13 protein-coding genes are annotated in these 14,941 nt (G+C 71.7%); 5 read left to right on the top strand and 8 right to left on the bottom strand.

Annotated features, from left to right (window positions below):
* Window positions 1–30 precede the first annotated feature (30 nt).
* Window positions 31–441 (bottom strand): PPOX class F420-dependent oxidoreductase, encoded by a 411-nt coding sequence (locus ACIG5F_RS46395; protein WP_396526674.1) that lies wholly within the window; start codon window positions 439–441, stop codon window positions 31–33.
* A 176-nt stretch (window positions 442–617) separates the two neighbouring features.
* On the opposite strand from ACIG5F_RS46395, the gene ACIG5F_RS46390 reads away from it, so the two are divergent.
* Window positions 618–3,098, top strand: a complete 2,481-nt coding sequence (locus tag ACIG5F_RS46390; protein ID WP_396526673.1) for a M14 family zinc carboxypeptidase — start codon at window positions 618–620, stop codon at window positions 3,096–3,098.
* A 41-nt stretch (window positions 3,099–3,139) separates the two neighbouring features.
* Here ACIG5F_RS46390 and pgm read toward each other — a convergent pair whose 3' ends face one another.
* Window positions 3,140–4,780 carry a phosphoglucomutase (alpha-D-glucose-1,6-bisphosphate-dependent) gene (gene pgm / locus ACIG5F_RS46385; RefSeq protein ID WP_396526671.1) on the bottom strand — a complete coding sequence of 547 codons (1,641 nt, stop codon included), beginning with the start codon at window positions 4,778–4,780 and terminating at the stop codon, window positions 3,140–3,142.
* A 197-nt stretch (window positions 4,781–4,977) separates the two neighbouring features.
* On the opposite strand from pgm, the gene ACIG5F_RS46380 reads away from it, so the two are divergent.
* Together ACIG5F_RS46380 and ACIG5F_RS46375 are read left to right on the top strand one after the other, a co-directional pair.
* The gene (locus ACIG5F_RS46380; RefSeq protein ID WP_396526669.1) at window positions 4,978–5,976 is read left to right on the top strand and encodes a LacI family DNA-binding transcriptional regulator; all 999 of its coding nucleotides are present in this window, start codon (window positions 4,978–4,980) and stop codon (window positions 5,974–5,976) included.
* A 49-nt stretch (window positions 5,977–6,025) separates the two neighbouring features.
* A complete protein-coding gene (locus tag ACIG5F_RS46375; protein WP_396526668.1) occupies window positions 6,026–8,461 on the top strand; it encodes an FUSC family protein in 2,436 nt (811 codons plus the stop codon).
* Between the two features lie 63 nt (window positions 8,462–8,524).
* Here the strand turns inward: ACIG5F_RS46375 and ACIG5F_RS46370 are convergent, their stop codons facing one another.
* The 3 genes from ACIG5F_RS46370 to ACIG5F_RS46360 are packed head-to-tail and all read right to left on the bottom strand — an operon-like array spanning window position 8,525 to window position 11,938.
* Window positions 8,525–9,265 (bottom strand): lysophospholipid acyltransferase family protein, encoded by a 741-nt coding sequence (locus tag ACIG5F_RS46370; RefSeq protein WP_396526666.1) that lies wholly within the window; start codon window positions 9,263–9,265, stop codon window positions 8,525–8,527.
* Entirely contained in the window at window positions 9,262–10,788 is a 1,527-nt protein-coding gene (crtI, locus tag ACIG5F_RS46365; RefSeq protein ID WP_396526665.1) for a phytoene desaturase family protein, read from the bottom strand. The genes ACIG5F_RS46370 and crtI overlap by 4 nt, the downstream gene beginning before the upstream one ends.
* 1 nt (window position 10,789) lies before the next feature.
* Complete coding sequence (locus ACIG5F_RS46360) at window positions 10,790–11,938, bottom strand: polyprenyl synthetase family protein (RefSeq protein ID WP_396526663.1); 1,149 nt, start codon at window positions 11,936–11,938, stop codon at window positions 10,790–10,792.
* A gap of 111 nt (window positions 11,939–12,049) precedes the next feature.
* Between ACIG5F_RS46360 and ACIG5F_RS46355 the strand changes: the two genes are divergently transcribed.
* Complete coding sequence (locus ACIG5F_RS46355; RefSeq protein ID WP_396526662.1) at window positions 12,050–12,934, top strand: methylenetetrahydrofolate reductase; 885 nt, start codon at window positions 12,050–12,052, stop codon at window positions 12,932–12,934.
* 243 nt (window positions 12,935–13,177) lie between these two features.
* A complete protein-coding gene (locus ACIG5F_RS46350; protein WP_396526660.1) occupies window positions 13,178–13,513 on the top strand; it encodes a hypothetical protein in 336 nt (111 codons plus the stop codon).
* 66 nt (window positions 13,514–13,579) lie between these two features.
* Here the strand turns inward: ACIG5F_RS46350 and ACIG5F_RS46345 are convergent, their stop codons facing one another.
* From ACIG5F_RS46345 to ACIG5F_RS46335, 3 genes are all read right to left on the bottom strand, one after another.
* Window positions 13,580–13,801: a type II toxin-antitoxin system HicA family toxin gene (locus ACIG5F_RS46345; protein WP_396526659.1), complete on the bottom strand. Its 222-nt coding sequence runs from the start codon at window positions 13,799–13,801 to the stop codon at window positions 13,580–13,582.
* Window positions 13,798–14,022 (bottom strand): type II toxin-antitoxin system HicB family antitoxin, encoded by a 225-nt coding sequence (locus ACIG5F_RS46340; RefSeq protein WP_396526658.1) that lies wholly within the window; start codon window positions 14,020–14,022, stop codon window positions 13,798–13,800. The genes ACIG5F_RS46345 and ACIG5F_RS46340 overlap by 4 nt, the downstream gene beginning before the upstream one ends.
* A gap of 191 nt (window positions 14,023–14,213) precedes the next feature.
* Window positions 14,214–14,894 (bottom strand): DUF3153 domain-containing protein, encoded by a 681-nt coding sequence (locus tag ACIG5F_RS46335; RefSeq protein WP_396526656.1) that lies wholly within the window; start codon window positions 14,892–14,894, stop codon window positions 14,214–14,216.
* Window positions 14,895–14,941 lie beyond the last annotated feature (47 nt).

Raw genomic sequence — 14,941 nt, 5'->3', positions numbered from 1 at the left:
AAAGCCCCCTTCCAAGCGCTCGGTGGGGCGTCAGCCGTTGCGGTCGGGGCCGGCCTTGTCGAGGGCGATGCGGACCAGCACGCGCTTGTCGCGGACCATCGCGGCCCGGTAGTCGTCCCAGTCCGGGTGCTCGCCCGAGACCCGGCGGTAGTAGGCCACCAGGCCGTCCATCGCGTCGGGCAGATGGACCACCGATGCCGTGCCCTCGACCTGGATCCAGCGGCCGAAGAAGTCGTCCGGCAGCACGCACACCGCCACCCGCGGGCTGCGCTGGATGTGCTTGAGCTTGTACGCGGTCTCCCGGGTGCTGATCACCACGTAGCCCTCGTCGTCCACGTCCACCGTCACCGGGGACATCTGCGTCGAGCCGTCGGCCCGGGTCGTGGCCAGCACCGCCCGGTGCTGGCTGCGGATGACGTCCCTGGCGGCGTCGAGATCCATCGGGTCTCCTCCTCGGTCGTTACTGACTGCGAACCGCTGTGTCGGCCGGCGCATTCCCCTCGAGGGTGGCCGGGTTTCCTCCGACTTGCGGCGGGTTACCGTCGCCCGATTCCTCCATTACGGTCGATCGATTCCGGTTCGTCACGGTCCCGGACTCGGTCAAGGAGGGGTTGACTGTGGGGAAGTTACCCAGAAGACAACTGGTGGTGCTGGGCGCGGCCGCGGTGGTGGCCGGCCTGTTCGTCTCGTTGCCGGCCGGCACCGCGGTCGCCGCGCCGAACGTGTTGCACGCCGACAGGTCGGTGGCCCGCTCGTGCTTCGCGTCCCTGCTGCCCAAGGGGGCGCCGGCCAGCGATCAACGCGAGTTCACGTCCACTGTGGACGGTCTGGTCCAGGCCCGGCTCAAGCCCGACGCGGGCGCCGAGGGCGACTGGGACCTGGCGGTGTTCGACAAGGCCACCGGCGGCGTCGTCGCGGCCTCAGCGGCGCTGCGCAGCCGCGAGGTGGCGGAAAGCTTTGTGAAGAAGGGACAACAGCTGGTCGTGCAGGCCTGCCGCTACGGCGGCTCGGCGCGCACGGTCCAGTTGGGGGTTGACTTTCTGGCGATCACCCCACAGGGCACGCCGACCGGCCAGCCGGCGCAGCTCGTTCGGGTCGAGACGCTGACGCGGGCGGACAAGAACCGCCTGAACTCGCTGGGACTCGACGTCACCGAGAAGGGCGACGCGACCGGCATCGAGGTCGTGCTGAACGACGACCAGGACCGCAAGACGTTGGCCGACGCCGGTTTCAAGTCCACGGTGGTCGACGCCGACCTGGGCGCGAAGTCGGTGCGGGACGCCGCGACCGACCGGACCTACGCGGCCACGACCCCGAGCTCGGCGTTGCCGTCCGGGCGCACCACCTACCGGCATCTCTACGACTACGAGTACGAGATCAAGGAGCTGGCCCGCAAGTACCCGACCCTGGTCTCGGCGTTCACCATGCCCGAGTCGACCTGGGAGGGCCGCGACGTCGTCGGCCTGGAGATCGCCACCGACGTCAAGAACATCAGCGACGGCAAGCCCGTCGACTTCACCATGGGCGTGCACCACGCCCGCGAGTGGCCGGCCGGCGAGCACGCCATGGAATGGGCGTACGAGCTGATCAACGGCTACTACCACGACAACACCGTCCGCGGGCTGGTCGGCCGCACCCGCAACATCATCGTGCCGATCATCAACCCGGACGGCTTCGAGATCTCGCGCGAGGCCGAGCCCAAGGGCGACTTCAGCCGGTTCGACTACGAGATGAAGCGCAAGAACTGCAACGTCAACGACTCGCCCGCGCAGTACGCGACCGGCGTGTGCAAGGCCAACCCGGCCGGGCGGCTGCGCGGCACCGACCCGAACCGCAACTACGCCGGGTTCTGGGGCGGCGCGGGGGCCGAGCTGGCCTGGGGCGGCGACACCTTCCGGGGCTCGGCCCCGTTCTCGGAGCCGGAGACGCGCAACGTGCGCTGGCTGGTGTCGGCCCGTCAGGTGACCAACCTGTTGACCCTGCACACGGTGGCGGCGCTGGTGCTGCGCGTGCCGGGCGTCGCCGACACCCGGCCGCCGCTGGACGAGCCGGCGTACCGGGCGCTGGGCGACAAGATGGCTTCCCGCAACGGATACACCAGCGAGCCGAGCTGGCAGCTTTACGACACGAGCGGCACCACCGAGGACTGGACCTACTGGGCCACCGGCGGTTGGGGCTTCACCATCGAGGTCGGCGGCAACGGCTTCCACGGCCCGTTCGCCGACAACGTCGTCGCCGAGTACGAGGGCCTCGCCCCGGCCGCCGGCGCCGGCAAGGGCGGCAACCGCCAGGCGTTCCTCGACTTCCTCGGCAACACCGCCGACCCGGCCCAGCACGCCACGCTGATCGGCTCGGCCCCGAAGGGCTACCAACTCAAGCTGCACAAGACTTTCCAGACGCCGACGTCCCCGGTGATCCAGGCCGACGGCACCACCACGCCGCCGCTCTACTACACCGACGACCTCAACTCCACGCTCACCGCCACCGGCGGGCGCTTCGCCTGGTCGGTCAACCCGTCCACCCGGCCCTACGTGGCCGGCCGCTACGGGCGTGACCCGAAGGGCCCGGCCCAGTCCGGGCTGGTGGTGACCAACCCGGCGGGCGTGCCGCCGATCAACCAGAACTACCCGGCCGACCCCACGGCGGAGAGCTTCACCTTCCACGTCGACGGCCCGCCCAAGGCCGACAACGGCAAGTTCAGCGTGGACATCAACTGGGCGAAGCCCACCACCGACTGGGACCTGTTCGTCTACGACGCCGCCGGCAACCTGGTGACCTCGTCGGCCAACGGCAACACCACGGCCGAGCACGCCGTGCTGTTCGACCCGCCGGCCGGGGACTACAAGGCGGTGGTGGTCAACTTCGACCAGACCGATCCCACGACCGTGGACGACTGGACCGGCAGCGTCTCGTTCGCCTCGCCGACCCCCGCCACCTACGGCCCGAAGGAGGCCTACCAGCTGACCTGCACCTCGCCCAAGGGCAAGCTGGTCGGCGTGGCCGACGTCTTCGCCGACCGCGGCCAGACGGTCGACGTCGGCGAGGTCTGCACCAGCTCGGCCCGCTCGCAGAAGCAGCGCCCCTCCGGGGCCCGATGACACCGAGCGGGGTGCGGCCGGTCCGGCCGCACCCCGCCGGTTCAGCCGGCCAGGGCCTGCGACACGACGTCGCGGGCCTCCTGCTGGATGCGGGCCAGGTGCTCGGGGCCCTGGAAGCTCTCGGCATAGATCTTGTAGACGTCCTCGGTGCCGGAGGGGCGGGCGGCGAACCAGCCGGACTCGGTGGTGACCTTGAGGCCGCCGATGGCCGCGCCGTTGCCGGCGGCGGCGGTGAGGCGGCTGGTGATGGGCTCGCCGGCCAGCTCGGTGGCGGTGACGTCCTCGGGGGAGAGCTTGGACAGCTTGGCCTTCTCCTCCCGGGTGGCCGGGGCGTCGACCCGGGCGTAGCTGGGGTCGCCGAACTCGCCGACCAGCTCGGCATAGCGCTGGCTAGGAGTCCTGTCAGTGCTAGCGCTGATCTCGGCCGCTAGCAGGCAGAGCAGCAGCCCGTCCTTGTCGGTGGTCCAGACGCTGCCGTCGCGGCGCAGGAACGAGGCCCCGGCGCTTTCCTCGCCGCCGAAGGCGACGCTGCCGTCGAGCAGCCCCGGCACGAACCACTTGAAGCCCACCGGCACCTCGACCAGCCGCCGGCCCAGGCTGGCGGTCACCCGGTCGATCATGGACGAGCTGACCAGGGTCTTGCCCACGGCGGCGTCGCCCGACCAGCCGTCCCGGTGCCGGTACAGGTAGTCCACGGCCACGGCCAGGAAGTGGTTGGGGTTGAGCAGCCCGGCGTCCGGCGTGACGATGCCGTGCCGGTCGGCGTCGGCGTCGTTGCCGGTGGCCAGGTCGAACTCGGCCCGCCGGCTGATCAGCGAGGCCATCGCGTTGGGGGAGGAGCAGTCCATCCGGATCTTGCCGTCCCAGTCCAGCGTCATGAACCGGAACGTGGCGTCCACCAAGGGGTTCACCACGGTCATGGCCAGCTTGTGGCGGTCGGCGATCTCGCCCCAGTACGCGACGCTGGCCCCGCCCAGCGGGTCCGCGCCGATCCGCAGGCCCGATGACCGGATCACGTCCAGGTCCACGACCGAGGGCAGCGCGCTGACGTAGGCGTCGAGGAAGTCGTAGGCGCCGGTGGTTTCCGCGGCGAGAGCCTTCGCGTACGTCACCCGCTTCACGCCGCCCAGCCCGGTCGCCAGCAACTCGTTGGCACGGTCCTGGATCCAGCGCGTCACGTCGGTGTCGGCGGGCCCGCCGTTGGGCGGGTTGTACTTGAAACCGCCATCACGTGGGGGATTGTGCGACGGCGTGATGACCACGCCGTCGGCCCGGTCGCCGCCGTCCGCGTTGTGCGCCAAGATCGCCCGCGACAGCGCCGGGGTGGGCGTGTAGCCGTCTCGGCTGTCGATGAGCACGCGCACCCCGTTGGCCGCGAACACCTCCAGCGCGCTCACGAACGCCGGCTCCGACAGGGCATGCGTGTCCTTGCCCAGGAACAGCGGCCCGGTGATGCCCTGCCCGGCCCGGTACTCGCAGATGGCCTGGCTGGTGGCCAGGATGTGGTCCTCGTTGAACGCGACGGACAGCGACGACCCGCGGTGGCCCGAGGTGCCGAACGCGACCCGCTGCTCGGGCACGGACGGGTCCGGGTGCTCGGCGTAGTAGGCCGTGACGAGCTTGGCCAGGTCGACCAGATCGGACGGCTCCGCGGGCAGTCCGGCCCTGGGGTGCACCGACATCCGGGCTCCTCCTCGATTGGTGGCTGATCGGGGTCGGCATTGTCTCACTCTGACGGCGGTGTTCCGCCGGGCCGGGATGCAATCAGGTAACTAGCGGGGATTTTCGACGAGGAAGGACACATGAGCGAGCCTGCGAGCGAATCATCCAGCGCAGAGCGTCCGCGAACGCGGACACCGCGCGCCAGCGAGGTGCCGCAGTGAGCAGACCTGGACGCCGGGGCCGAGCGACCATCGAGGACGTCGCCAAACTGGCGGGGGTGTCACGTCAGACCGTCTCCCGGGCGGTCAACGACATGGCCGAGATAACGCCGTCCACCAAGCAGCGGGTGCTGGACGCGGTGCGCACCCTCGGCTACCGGCCCAGCCGCTTCGCGCGGGGACTGGTCAAGCAGGACACCACCACCATCGGCCTGATCGTCTCCGATCTGGTCAACCCGTTCTTCCCGGAGGTCGCCGCCGGCGTGCTGGCCGCCGCCGAGCACCGCGGCTGGCATGTGGTCGTGTGCGACACCCAGTACTCGCTGGAACGGGAGCTAGCGGCGCTAGAAGTTCTGTCGCACCAGGCCGACGCCATCGTCGGCTATCTCGGCAATCCCGACGACGAGCTGGAGCGGCACGCCGGCGGGGTGCCGCTGGTGCTGCTGGAGCGGCCCAGCTCCTCATCGCGGCTGGGGTCGGTGCGGATCGACATCGAGGGCGGCATGCTGGCCGGCATGCGGCACCTGGTGTCCTCCGGGCACCACCGGATCGGCATGCTCGACGGCGCGCCGTACCCGTCGCAGAGCGGCCGCCGGCGCCACTACCTGGAGGTGTCACGGGAGCTGGGGCTGGCCGTCGACGAGAACTGGATCTTCGACTGCGACCACTCGGTGGCCGGCGGCGCGAGCGCGATGGCGAAGCTGCTCGGGGCCCACCCCGACACCACCGCCGTGTTCGCCTTCAACGACCTGGTGGCCATCGGCGCCGTGCGGGCCGCGCGGGATCTGGGCCGCGAGGTGCCGGCCGACTGCGCCGTGATCGGCTTCGACGGCCTGGAGCTGGGCGAGCTGGTCGATCCGCCGCTGACCACCCTGCACATCGACAAGCGCCGCATCGGCGAGCTGGCGGTGGAGCAGGTCGGCCTCATCCTGGCCGAGCAGCCGGCCATCCAGTGGCCGGTCGTGCGCCCAAGACTGGTGATTCGTCGCTCAGCGTGACGGTATGTCTTGATCGGGACCGGGGCCGGTAGGGCATAGTCGTCGGTCTATGAGGCACGTGTTCGACGTCGTGTTCGATCGGTTCTCCGCCGCCGATCCGGGCATGCTCCGGCTCCGACAGGCGATCCGCACCGCGGCCAGCGTCGTGCTGGCGATCGCCTTGCTAGCGTTGCTAGGTCTGCCCATCACGACGATCATGCTGGGCACCATCGTGGCGATGATGTCGGCGATGACCGTCAACGACAAGACGGTTCGGGCCAAGGCGATCACGTTCCTGCTGCTGCCGGTGTCGGCCGGGGTGTCGATCGCGGCCGGGGCGCTGCTGGCGCCGCTGCCGCTGGTCGGCGACGGAGCGTTCCTTGTGATCATCTTCGTGGCCGTCTACCTGCGGCGATACGCCCCGCGCGGCTTCGCCGTCGGCATGGTCGCGTTCATGGTGTTCTTCTTCTCGCTGTTCATCCACGCCACCGTCGAGCAGCTGCCGCAGCTGCTGTTCGCGGTGGTGGTGGCGCTGTGCTGCTCGGCGCTGTCGCACTTCGTGCTGGTGCCGCGACGGCCGCGGCTGAACCTGCGGCGCATCGTGGTCGCTTTCCGAGCGAGGCTCGCCCAGCTGGTGGACGCGGCCGCGCACCTGGTCGAGGCCCCGGACAACCGCCGCCAGGAGCAGCTGCGGCGGCGGGTGGCCCGGCTGCACGAGTGCGCGCTGATGGTCGAGACCGAGCTGACCGACCTGGTCGCGCCGGCCGAGTTCGAGCAGTGGCAGCAGGACGTGGTGGACGTGGAGCTGACCGGCGAGCGGCTGGCCATCGCCGCCCGACGGCTGGTCGCCGGGGCCGACATCGAGCCCGAGGTGCGGGACGGCCTGGCCGCCGAGCTGGCCGAGCTGCGGGTGCTGGCCGGTCGGGACCCGCGGCCGGCGCTGGCCTACGAGGACGACATGTCGATCAGCCGGCTCAGCGCGATCGGCCGCCGGCTCGACGCCCTGGACAACCCGCCGCACGTGACCCGGCTGCGTCGGGCGATCCGGGAGCTGGCGGTCAGCATCACCACCGCCCGGGCCGAACTGGAGTCCGACACCCCGTCCCTGGTGCTCGAGGACGATCACCCGGGCCGGCACCGGGCGGCCGACGCCGCGCCGGTGGCCGCGCCCGCGCCGCCCGCGCCCCAGACCGGCCTCCGGCTGACCACGCGGCAGGCCATCCAGGCCGTGATCGGCGCCGCGCTGGCCATCCTCGCCGGCGAGCTCGTGTCCCCGTCGCGCTGGTACTGGGCCGTGATCACCGCGTTCCTGGTGTTCGCCAACACCACCACCCGCGGCGACATCCTGATCCGCGGCTTCCGCCGCACCGTCGGCACGCTGCTGGGCATCCTGGCCGGCATGGTCGCGGCCACCCTGGTCACCGGCCAGAACGTGCTGATCCTCATCCTGATCATCGGCTGCGTCAGCCTCGGCGTCTACGTCGTGCAGGTCTCCTACGGGCTGATGACCTTCTTCATGACGATGATGCTGGCCCTGCTCTACAGCCTGATCGGCACCTTCACGCCCGAGGTGCTGGTGCTGCGGCTGGAGGAGACCGTGCTCGGCGCGCTGGCCGGCGGCATCGCCGCCGTGCTGGTGCTGCCGACCAGGACCAGAACCATCATCAAGGAGGACATCGCCGCGGTGCTGGAGGCCCTGCGGGGCTTCGTCGGCGGCGCGACCGGGCTGCTGCGCGACGCCGACACCGTGGACCTCATCGACCAGTCCCGGGAGATCGACAAGAAGCTGGCCGAGCTGCGCAGGGCGGCCGAGCCGATGACCCACGTGATCAGCCCGTACCGCAACCAGCGCAGCGAACTGCGGCACCTGCTGGCCATTCTCGGCAGCTGCGCCTACCACGTGCGGGACCTGGCCGCCAACGCCGAGCCGGCCCTGCTCGCCGCCGACGACCGGCTGCCCCGCACCAGCGACCGCATCGCCGACAACCTGAGCCGGCTGATCGCCGTCGTCGGCGGCACGGCCGGCGACCGCCGGGAAGTCGTTGCCGGCGACGGACTTTCCACCCACGTGCGCCCTCGGCACCTGGCCGAGGGGGCCACCGACGCCGACGACGCCGTCGCCCGGCGCATCATGGCCGGCTTCGACCATCTCGACGAGCTCGTCGTCGCCATGGCCCGGCCGCTTGGCCTCGGCGACGACACCGACACCGAGCCCTCCGAGGACGTCGACCGGGTCACCTCCCGTGTGCTCGGCCAGGTCCGGGACGGTTCCGGTGAGCCGGTCGCCGACGCCGCGCTCACGTTGGTGGACGGCAAGGGCCGGCAGGTCGGCCGGTCGGCGCCGGCCGACGACGGCCGGTTCCGGATCGAGGTGCCGCAGAGCGGGACGTACCTGCTGATCGCGTCCAGCCCGGGCCGGCATCCCAGCGCCGATCTCGTGACCGTGCCGGCCGGGCCGGTGGTCCGGGACGTGGTGCTGGACGAGGAACGCGACGCCTGGCGGTGAGCAGCCCCCGCGAGCACTCCTCACCGCCATGCGCCCGTCCCGAAGGCGGCCTGCGCGTCCGGGTCACCCTGCCTGTGGCACCTTCTCGCCGCGGGCCACTTCCAGCTGCTCCGTGATGCCGGCCATGATCCGCCGGGTCGCTTCCTCGACGACCTCGCGAGTCTGTTCCACGCCAACGAGATCCGACAGATCGATCGGCGCGCCGGCGCGGATGGCGACCCGCTGGCGGGGCAGCAGGCGGGGGAAGCGGGCCTGCTGCGGCAACACGAACTGCGTGCCCCAGTGCCCGATCGGCACCACCGGCGCGCCGGTGGCCAGGGCCAGGCGGGCGATGCCGCTCTTGGCCTGCTGCACCGACGGCCAGCCGTCCGGATCGGCGGTGAAGGTCCCCTCCGGGAACACCAGCACGCATTCGCCGTTCTCGATTGCCTTCACGGCGTCCCGATAGGCGTCGGTGGCCCGGGCGCTCCCGCGGTGCACGGGAATGTGCTTGCCACCGCTCAAAACGCTTCGCACCACGGGGATCCTCCACAGCCCGGCCTTGGCCAGGTAGCGGGGAATCCGCCCGTGCCCCAACACGTACGCGGTGACGGTCACCGGATCCGCGAAGGACACGTGGTTGCTGGCGATCAGCACCGGGCCGGTGGCCGGGATGTGCTCGCCGCCCTGCCAGCTCGACCGCGTGAAAACCATGACGAACGGCCACAGCGCGTCGATGGCCAGGCCGTACCAGAACCCGCGCCCACGCCGGGGAGTGCTCAGCGTGAGGCGGATCTTCGTCCAGAAACCGTGCGGTGTGGTCATGTCGCCGAGCGGGCCAGGTCGTGGTGCGACTGGCCGCTGTCGGCGATCCGCCCGCCGGTGATCCGGTCGGCGGCCAGCCGCCCCGAGATCACCACCGGCGGCACCCCGACCCCGGGCGTCGTGCCGCAGCCGGCCAGCACCACGTTGTCGATGCCCCGCAACAGGTTCCGCGGCCGGAACGGCCCGGTCTGGGCGAACGTGTGCGCGGCGGCGAACGGCGTGCCGGCGGCCAGCCCCTGCCGGGCCCAGTCGGCCGGCGACAGAACCCGTTCCACCGTTACCGAATCCCCGAGCCCGGTGAGCCCTCGCTTCTCCAGCACGCCGACCAGCTCGTCCCGGTAGGCCGGGCCCACCCGGTCCCAGTCGATCGGGGCCAGCTCCAGGTTCGGTGCCGGCGCGAGCACCGACAGCAGCTGCCGGCCGTCCGGGGCCAGGCTCGGATCGGTCGCGGTCGGGCGGGTGATCAGCAGCGACGGGTCGCTCATCAGCTGGCCCCGCGCGGTGATCTCCTCGAAGGTGCGCCGCCACGCCGCCCCGAAGGAAATCGTGTGGTGGCCAAGGGAATCCCAGGACCGGTCGGTCCCGGCGTGCAGCACGAAGGCCGACGGCGACCAGGTCAGCGGCACGAGGCGACGGGGCAGATGCCCCAGCAGGCGGTAGGAAGCCGGCAGGTCGGGCGTCAGAACCACGGCGTCGCAAGGGATCCGCTCGCCGTGCGTGGTCCGCACCGCCGCCACCCGCGAGCCGATCCGCTCCAGCCAGGCCACGGTCGTGCCGTAGCGGAACTCCGCCCCGGCCCGCGCCGCCGACGCGGCCATCGCCTCCGGCACGGCCCGCATGCCGCCGCGCGGGAAGTACACGCCGGCCACGGTGTCCATGTACGCGATCACCGCGTACGCCGCGAGCGCGCGCTCCGGCGGCACCCCGGCGTACAGGGCCTGGAACGAGAAGATCCGCCGCAGCCGGCGGTCCCGCACGAAGCCGCCGACCTTCGCCCCGAGGCTGCCGAACGCGCCCATGCCGGCCAGCTTGGCCAGCTGCGGGCCGACCAGGTCCAGCGGTGAGTCGAAGTTGGCCCCGATGAACCGGTCCCGCTCGGTCGCGTACAGGTCGGTCAGCCACCGTCGCAGCCGCCGGTAGCCGGCCGCCTCGGTCGGGCCGGCGACCCGGAGCACCTCGGCCTCCATGGCGTCGCCGTCGCTGTGCACGTCGATCGAGCTGCCGTCCGGGAACCGCGCCACGTACGCCGGGTGCAGCGGCGTCAGGTCCAGCCGCGCCGCCAGCGAGTCGCCGACCGCCGCGAACGCCTCGTCCAGCAGCTCGGGCATGGTCAGCACGGTCGGCCCGGTGTCGAGCCGGTAGCCGTCCACGTCGAGCTGCCCGGCCCGGCCGCCCGGCACCCGGTCGCGCTCGACCACGGTCACCTGCCGGCCCGCGCCGAGCAGGTGCAGCGCGGCGGAGAGCCCGGCCAGCCCGGCACCGACCACCACGACGTGGTCCGTGCGCCCCTTGATGGCCTTCATCTCAGTGGTTGCGCCTGGTCGCGGCCACGGCCAGGCGGGCGAGCTCGGACGCGGCCGGCTCGGCCACCGGCGTCGCCGCCAGCGTGGCCAGCGCCTGGTCGCGCAGCATGTCGATGCGGGCCTCCACGGCCTTGACCGCGCCGAGGTCGACCAGCAGTGCCCGGATCTCGTCCACCGCCGGCTCGTCGAGGTCGTGCCGGCCGATCGCCGAGCGCAGCAGCGCGGCGTCGGCGGCGCGGCCCTGCCGCTCGGCGTGGTGCAGGCCCAGCGACGCCAGCAGCGTCCGCTTGCCCTCACGGAGGTCGTCGCCGGCCGGCTTGCCGGTCACGGCCGGGTCGCCGAACACGCCCAGCAGGTCGTCCCGCAGCTGGAAGGCCAGGCCGATGTCCACGCCGAACTGCCGCAGGCCCTGTACCAGGCCGTCGCCCGCGCCGGCCAGCACGGCCCCCAGGTGCAACGGCCGCTCCACGGTGTAGGCGGCGGTCTTGAGCCGGTCCACCCGCAACGCGGCGGCGGCCGACTCGTCGGCGTGCGCCTGCGTGAGCACGTCCAGGTACTGGCCGGCCAGCATCTCCGTGCGCATCGCCCGCCACGGCTCGAAGGCCCGCAGTAGCTGGCCAGCGCCGAGCCCCGACTCGCGGAGCATGTCGTCGGCCCACGCCAGCGCGAGGTCGCCCAGCAGCACCGCCGCCGCCTGACCGAACCGCTCCGACGTGCCGGCCCAGTTCGCCGAGCGGTGCCGCTCGCCGAACTCGACGTGCACGGTCGGCGAGCCCCGGCGCACCGCCGAGGCGTCCATCAGGTCGTCGTGCACGAGCGCGCACGCCTGGATCAGCTCCAGGGCGCTGACCGCCATCACCACGGCCTCGGTGTCCGCGCCGCGCGGGTCGCCACCCGCGCCGCGCCAGCCCCACCACGCGAACGTCGGCCGGATCCGCTTGCCGCCGCCGAGCACGAACCGGGTCAGCTCGTCCACGGCGACCGCGAAGTTCTCGTCGACCAGCGCGGCCTCGGTGCGGCGGCGGTTGAGGTAGTCGGTCAGCGAGCGCTCGACCAGGCCGAGAAAGCCGGTGTCGCACGGATGCGACGCCGACAGGTCGTCGCTGGGCTGTTCCGGCCAGACCTCGACCAGAGTGCCCGGCTTGCTCATGCGAACCTCCGTTGTGCGCCCAACGCGTGCGGTGCCAACAGCGCGTAGGGCCAACAGTACGTGGCCCGGCCGCAAGCACTACTCGGAGGCTGCTAGCCGTAATCTAGAACCATGACGTCGGTGGTGGAGCGACTCCGCGGGCCGCGACCCGTGTTCTCGGTGGAGTTCTTCCCACCCCGCGACGCCGCCGATGAGCAGCGGCTTTGGCTGGCGATCCGGCAGTTGGAGGGGTGCGAGCCGGCGTTCATGTCGGTCACCTACGGGGCCGGCGGCTCGAGCCGGGACCGCACCATCCGCACCACCGGACGGGTGGTGCAGGAGACCTCGCTGTTGCCGATGGCACACCTGACCGCCGTCGACCACTCCGTGGCCGAGCTCCGCAACGTCATCGGCTGGTACGCCGCCGTCGGCGTGCACAACATCCTGGCCGTGCGCGGCGACCCGCCCGGCGACCCCAACGGGGAGTGGATCCGGCACCCGAGCGGCCTGACCTACGCCGAGGAGCTGGTGTCGCTCATCCGCTCCCTTGGCGACTTCTGCGTCGGCGTGGCGGCGTTCCCGTACGGGCATCCCCGCTCGACCGACCTGGACGCCGACACCGAGAACCTGGTGCGCAAGTTCCGGGCCGGGGCCAGCTTCGCCATCGCCCAGCTGTTCTTCGAGGCCGAGGACTTCCTGCGGCTGCGGGACCGGATGGCCGCGCGGGGCTGCGACGCGCCGCTGCTGCCCGGGATCCTGCCGCTGACCACCGTTCGGACGCTGCGCAAGACCGTGGAGCTGTCCGGCGCGCCCGTGCCGGCGTCGATCGCGCGCCGGCTTGACCGCTACGCCGAGGACCCCAAGGCCTTCCGGGCCGAGGGCATCGACGTGGTCACCGAGCTGGGCCAGCGCCTGATCGACGAGGGCGTGCCCGGGGTGCACTTCTACACGTTCAACATGTCCAGGGCCACCACCGAGGTGGTCGGCCGGCTGGGGCTGCTGCCGGCCCGGGCATGATCGTTCGGCCGGGTGACACCCCGTAGGCCGGCGGGCGAGTGAACCCGCTGGTCAACCGGGGTAGAGGCGTCGACACGCCGGGCGCCCGCGCTGTCACTCAATGGGGTCCTCACTCAGCGGGATTGCTCCGAATGGCGGTAATTTCCACGCCTGCATGGCCGAGGCGTTCAGCGCCGAAGCGGTGCCTGTCATGAACAGCGATGCAACTCAAGGAGTGTGGAGTCCGTGCTGAAGAAAGCCGGAATGATCGCAGGCGTCGCGGCCGGTCTGATGATCGTCGGCTCGCCGGCGTTCGCGGACGCCCCGTACGGCGACCTGGTCATGAGCGACAGCGGCGACACCCAGGTCACGCACTACGTCCCGATCCAGATCGTGGACAACCACGTGCCGGTGTCCTCCGAGGAGTACGTGGACGGCGGCGCCAGCCACACCAACTCCTCCAACGTCCTGGGCGGCGGCGGCGACCTGCAGGAGTCCGACTTCCTGCCGATCCAGATCGCCGGCAACACCCTGCCGATCAGCAGCTACCTCGAGTACCTCGGCTCCAACGCCGACAACAGCTCGAACACCGCCGGCTGAGTCCGGCGCGACAGAAACGGGGCGGGCCCTCCGGGGCACGCCCCGTTTTCGCGCGCGAGGGTGCTCCTACAGCAGGTCGAGGAACTCGGCGCTGGTGAGACCGGCCTGGCGAACGATCGACGCGAGGGCACCCCGCTTCACGGCACCGTGCTGAGGGATCACGGCCGCACGGCCGTCCGGGTGGCGATAGACGGCGTGGCTGCCTTTGGTCCGGACGTAGGCGAAGCCGAGGGATTCCAGGACGCGAGTGACCTTGCGGACCGGGAGGTCCGACAGGGCTGGGCTCACGCGGCGCCCGGCACCTGGAACGAGGTCACCAGCGGCGTGGCAGTGATGTGCTCGGCGGGGTCGTCGACCTCTTCGAGGTACAGTCCGACGGCCTCGGCCAGGTTGGCCAGCGCCTCCTGGATGGTCGGACCCTGGCTGGCCACGTCGACCTCGAGGCACTGGGCGACATACCAGTCCTCTTCCTGGTGCACCGCGGCTGTGAGTGCGCGCGTTTCGGCCATACCAGCAGGATAGACGGGGAACCGGCGTCGCAAGGACCGGCGCTGCCAGGTTCGCGGTCTAGCCTCGATTCGGGGGCTGCTCCGAACGCCCCACCGCCGCCGACCTCTTCCCGCCCCGCCGGACGACCGGCATTGCCAGCTTCGCGGTCTAGCCTGGAAAACGGGGGCTGCTCAGTTCCGGCCCCGCGCCTTCACCGCCGGCGGACCCGCAGGCTGCGGCGGTGCCCCCGCAGGGCCAGCACGCTGACCACCACCACGGTGGCGATCAGCAGCGCCCCGATGAGCACGCTCCACCGCATCCAGGCCGCGGTGGCCAGCGTGGACAGGTCGGAGGTGGCCGACAGCGAGGTGATGGAGCCCGGTTTGGGCTGCCACGTCACGGTCTGGTCGGCGACCTCGCCGGTCGTGCTGCTGACGCCGGCCGGGAAGGTGACCTTCAGTTCCACGTCGGCATGGTCGGTCGGCATGGTGCGCAGGTCGACCGAGCCGGTGAAGTACACCAGGTCGCCGACCCGGCGCAGCAGCAGCTGGTAGTTGCTGCTGGCCGCGCTCGACCCGCCGACCAGGGTGGTGAACTGGTCGAAGTCCATGTTGGCGAACGACAGCTGGGTGCCGACGTAGCCGTCGGCGGCGTACGGCTGGACCAGCACCTGCTCGCCCAGGTCGGACGGGATCGACAGCTGCGGGCCGTGATCGTCGGGCGAGGTCGGCACGGTGGCGGCGATCATCGTGCCGGACACCTTGTAGTCCCCGGACACGGTCAGGTCGGCCCGCGCGCGGACGCAGCCCGTCAGCATCGCCAGCGCGGCCAGCAGCGCCAGGCCCAGCCCGGCGGTTCGGGCGAAGGGCCTGGCCACACGTCCCACAAGCACCGGGTCATCCTGCCAGTGCCGGCCCTCCGTACGGCGTATCAACGCCC

It is taken from the genome of Kutzneria sp. NPDC052558 (genome assembly GCF_044547355.1).
GTDB lineage: Bacteria > Actinomycetota > Actinomycetes > Mycobacteriales > Pseudonocardiaceae > Kutzneria.
This window is presented reverse-complemented; position numbering and strand designations above follow the sequence as displayed.